Source organism: Nitrospira sp. BLG_2 (genome assembly GCF_049222245.1).
Map to the genome: position 1 here is coordinate 1 of NZ_JBLYIG010000598.1, position 4,082 is coordinate 4,082.

General features: G+C 56.6%; 4 protein-coding genes. All 4 read left to right on the forward strand.

The features are described 5' to 3' along the window. Nucleotides 1-540, forward strand: a 540-nt coding sequence (locus tag ACOSYY_RS15840) for a F0F1 ATP synthase subunit gamma (RefSeq protein ID WP_421663609.1), incomplete at its 5' end; no start/stop codon positions are given. A 116-nt stretch (nt 541-656) separates the two neighbouring features. Continuing rightward, nucleotides 657-2,102, forward strand: coding sequence for a F0F1 ATP synthase subunit beta (atpD, locus tag ACOSYY_RS15845; RefSeq protein ID WP_421663611.1), 1,446 nt, complete (start codon nt 657-659; stop codon nt 2,100-2,102). A gap of 37 nt (nt 2,103-2,139) precedes the next feature. Beyond that, a complete protein-coding gene (locus ACOSYY_RS15850; RefSeq protein ID WP_421663613.1) occupies nt 2,140-2,562 on the forward strand; it encodes a F0F1 ATP synthase subunit epsilon in 423 nt (140 codons plus the stop codon). A gap of 469 nt (nt 2,563-3,031) precedes the next feature. Further along, nucleotides 3,032-3,934, forward strand: coding sequence for a hypothetical protein (locus ACOSYY_RS15855; RefSeq protein ID WP_421663615.1), 903 nt, complete (start codon nt 3,032-3,034; stop codon nt 3,932-3,934). Nucleotides 3,935-4,082: the final 148 nt, after the last annotated feature.

The following is a 4,082-nucleotide window of genomic DNA, read 5'->3' on the forward strand; positions in this document are numbered from 1 at the left end:
ATCGTTGGCCGTAAGGGCCGCGACTTCCTCACGCGGCGTCCCTGGACGATCAGACAGAACTGGATCGGGTTCTTGGACCGCCTCACGTTTGAGCACGGGGTCGATATCGGCAGCGAGTTGTCGGACGCCTATACTAAGGGCACGTTCGACGAACTGTACGTGGTCTATAACGAGTTCAAGTCAGCGATCCAACAGCGGGTCATCGTCGAAAAGCTCTTTCCGATCTCCGCCGATTTCTTGTTCGGCCAGGGTGATCAGGCGAGCGAAAGCCAAGCCGCGGGGGGCAGCTATCTCTACGAGCCGGATGAGGACCAGTTGCTGGAGGCCCTCCTGCCCAAGCACGTTCAAACGCAGGTCTATCGTATCCTGCTGGAATCGTTTGCCGCGTTTTACGGCGCGCAGATGGCGGCGATGGACGGGGCCACGCGCAACGCCGGCGAGCTGATCAAGAAGGTGACCCTGTACTACAACAAGACCCGCCAGGCGGCGATCACGAAAGAACTGATGGACATCGTCGGCGGCGCCGAAGCGTTGAAATAGAGTCGTCATCCGTCACACGTCATTGGTCAAGCGAATTGAGAACGTTCTCTTCATGGCACGATTGACGAATGACCATTGACGATTGACGAAGCGCTGAGAGTCGAAAGGAGCAAGCCGTGAGCACAGCCGGGAAAGTCGTTCAAGTCATCGGGCCGGTCGTCGATGCCGAGTTTCCGCCCGGACACCTGCCCAACATCTATAATGCGTTGCGGATCGAAGCCCCGGAAGACAAGCGGGCCGGGCGCCCCGAGATCAGGCTGACGCTCGAAGTCGCGCAACACCTGGGAGAAAACCGGGTCCGTGGCGTGGCGATGACCACCACGGACGGTCTCACCCGCGGGATGGAGGTCAAGGATACGGGAGCGCCCATCACCGTGCCGGTAGGTCGCGAAACTCTCGGCCGGTTAATCAACGTGTTGGGCGAGCCGGTGGATGAAATGGGGCCGATCCCGGCCAAGAAGTTCTATCCGATCCATCGCCCCGCTCCACGGCTCGAAGATCAGGAAACCAAGACCGAGGTGTTGGAGACCGGCATCAAGGTGGTCGATTTGCTGGAACCCTATTCCAAGGGCGGCAAGGTTGGGTTGTTCGGCGGCGCCGGCGTCGGCAAGACCGTCATCATCATGGAGCTGATCAACAACATCGCTCTGCACCACGGCGGCTACTCCGTGTTTGCGGGGGTCGGCGAGCGGACGCGTGAGGGCAACGACCTCTGGCACGAAATGCAGGAGTCCAAGGTCATCGATCCCAAGGATTTCGCCAAGTCGAAGGCCACGCTCGTGTACGGGCAGATGAACGAGCCGCCGGGCGCGCGGCTGCGCGTAGCCCTGACGGGCCTCACTTCGGCGGAATATTTCCGCGACGAAGAGGGCCAGGACGTGCTCCTGTTCGTGGACAACATCTTCCGGTTTACGCAGGCGGGATCCGAAGTGTCCGCCTTGTTGGGCCGTATGCCCTCCGCCGTCGGCTACCAGCCGACCTTGGCCACGGAGATGGGCGCGCTCCAGGAACGGATCACCTCGACCAAGAAGGGATCAATCACCTCGGTGCAAGCCATCTATGTGCCGGCCGATGACTTGACCGATCCGGCACCGGCCACGGCCTTCGCCCACTTGGACGCCACCACGGTGTTGTCTCGGCAACTCGCCGAGTTGGGCATCTATCCCGCCGTCGATCCCCTGGACTCCACCTCGCGGATCTTGGACCCGCAGATCGTTGGGCAGGAACACTATCAAGTGGCCCGCGGCGTGCAGGGCGTGTTGCAGCGCTATAAGGACTTACAGGACATCATCGCGATTCTCGGCATGGACGAACTGTCGGAAGACGACAAGATGGTCGTCGCGCGGGCCCGGAAGATGCAGCGGTTCCTGTCCCAGCCGTTCCACGTGGCGGAAGCCTTCACGGGCACGCCGGGGAAGTACGTGAAACTCAAGGATACGGTGGCGAGCTTCAAGGCCATTCTCGAAGGGAAGTACGACCACCTGCCGGAACAGGCCTTCTACATGGTGGGCACGATCGACGAAGTCGTGGCGAAGGCGGAGAAGCTGGGATACAAGGCGTGAGCCGGCTTTCTCGATAAAAGAGAGCACAAAGGAAAAGATGGCAGGAAAGTTGTTGCTAGAAGTGGTGACGCCGGAGAAGCTCCTGTTGAGCCAGGAGGTCGATGAAGTCATTGCGCCTGGCTCGGAAGGTGAATTCGGCGTGCTGCCGGGCCATTGCCATTTTCTTTCGACACTCAAGATCGGCGAATTGCGCTACCGTTCCGGCAACAACACCGGGTACATGTCCGTCCTCTGGGGGTTTGCCGAAGTCACCCCGACCAAAGTCACCATCCTGGCGGAAATCGCCGAGAAGGCCGAAGAGATCGACATCGAACGGGCGCAGGCGGCGGTGGAAAAGGCCGAGGCCCGTTTGAGGGCCGGCACAATCTCCTCTGAACTCAAAGAAGCACAGATCAGCCTCGAAAAAGCCCGTCTGCGGAAAAAGATCGCTGAACGAGCCCGGCGCGGCGGACATGCCTAATTGCGTGACGATCATCCCGACCCCGATTCGTACCCTCCACGCCCTCATCGAATTCTGATCCGTCTCATACGGTTGCTTATCCTCCTCGTCCTCCTTGCTGGGGTGTATTACTACGCCATCCTGCCGCTGCTGGGAATGTTGGGCTTAAGAAACTAATCCATCTTCCCAAAGTCGATCACGCCTATCCGTCAGGGTTGGGAGCGACGCCCGTATGGTCCCTTGCTCCCGGAGCCCGCACGATCTGAATGTGCTCGCTCGACGGCCGCAGTAGGACCATACGGGCATCGCTCCCATGGGATAATTGCTCGGGAGGTAATGGCGAGAAACAACCTTTCCGCCCGTTGCTTCCCTCGCGTGCACAATTTGTTTAGGATTTGGAGTAAGAAGTCGCCTGGCACCATTTCATGGTTCTCATGTTGGCTGGGAAGTGGTTGTGGCATCCTGACAAGTCGCTGACCGAGGTGAATTCTTGAGTAACGTGTGTGCGCTGTGCGACCGGAAGTGTGAATTGAAGCTCTCTCATATCATTCCGAAGTTTGTGATCGACTGGCTGAAGACCACTCAGCCAGGTTCGCTTAGAGCTGGAGGTGCTCCGAATCGCCGAATTCAAGATGCTTACAAGATCCCACTCTTATGTGGTGGATGTGAAAGCCAGTTTTCGAAATGGGAGACGAACTTCTGCAAAAAGGTGTTTGCTCCATATCATAGGAAGCAGTCAGCTAGCTTGGTCTATGGGCCATGGGCAAACAAATGTCTTGTTTCAATTTCCTGGCGCGTGGTTCATTTCATCAAACGCCAGTTTGGTATAAGACATTTCAGCCAGACCCAGACATATGAATTAGATAAGGCGATAAATAGCTGGCACCGCTTTCTTTCTGGAAATGAGATGTCCATTGGTCTCTATACACAACACCTTCTACCCCTCACGATAATTCACGAACATACGATTCCGAACCTCTCACCATTTATGAACCGTTATCTCATCGGTTCCGTCGACATCGATGTGATTCGGTCTGAAAGAATGGCATATGCATTTGCGAAACTTGGACAAATACTTCTCTTTGGTCGGATTATGGACGAGAACCCAGAACATTGGTCTGGTACGGAGGTCGCCGCTGACTCTGGCAAGATTGAACCGGGGCCCTACTCTGTCCCCGCTGTGGTGATGGACTTTCTCAATGGGCGAGCTAACCGTGCAGGCTATCTATTATCCACTATGTCTAAAAAGCAAAAGGATCTTGTAGAAACTTCATTGATCAAGAATGTATCTGAATTCAGCAAAACAGATCTTGCCAGAGCTATGGCCGCCGATGTGTCTTTCTCTGGGAACCAAGCATTCGAAATAACCGGCAGCCAGGAGCCATCTGAATAATTGTGCTGATCAAGCAAGTGGAAACAATCTGCACAAAAGCATTTCCACTACTGAGCTAGCAGGCCATGCAGTTCCCCATCGAAGCCAAGCTGAAGGACGGGACGTCGGTGGAGTTGGTCCTGGCCGACCATCGGGATTGGCCGGCGCT

What these genes read in the sequence shown, in the direction of transcription:
- ACOSYY_RS15850 (WP_421663613.1), top strand. Translation starts at nt 2,140, where the DNA reads ATGGCAGGAAAGTTGTTGCTAGAAGTGGTGACGCCGGAGAAGCTCCTG.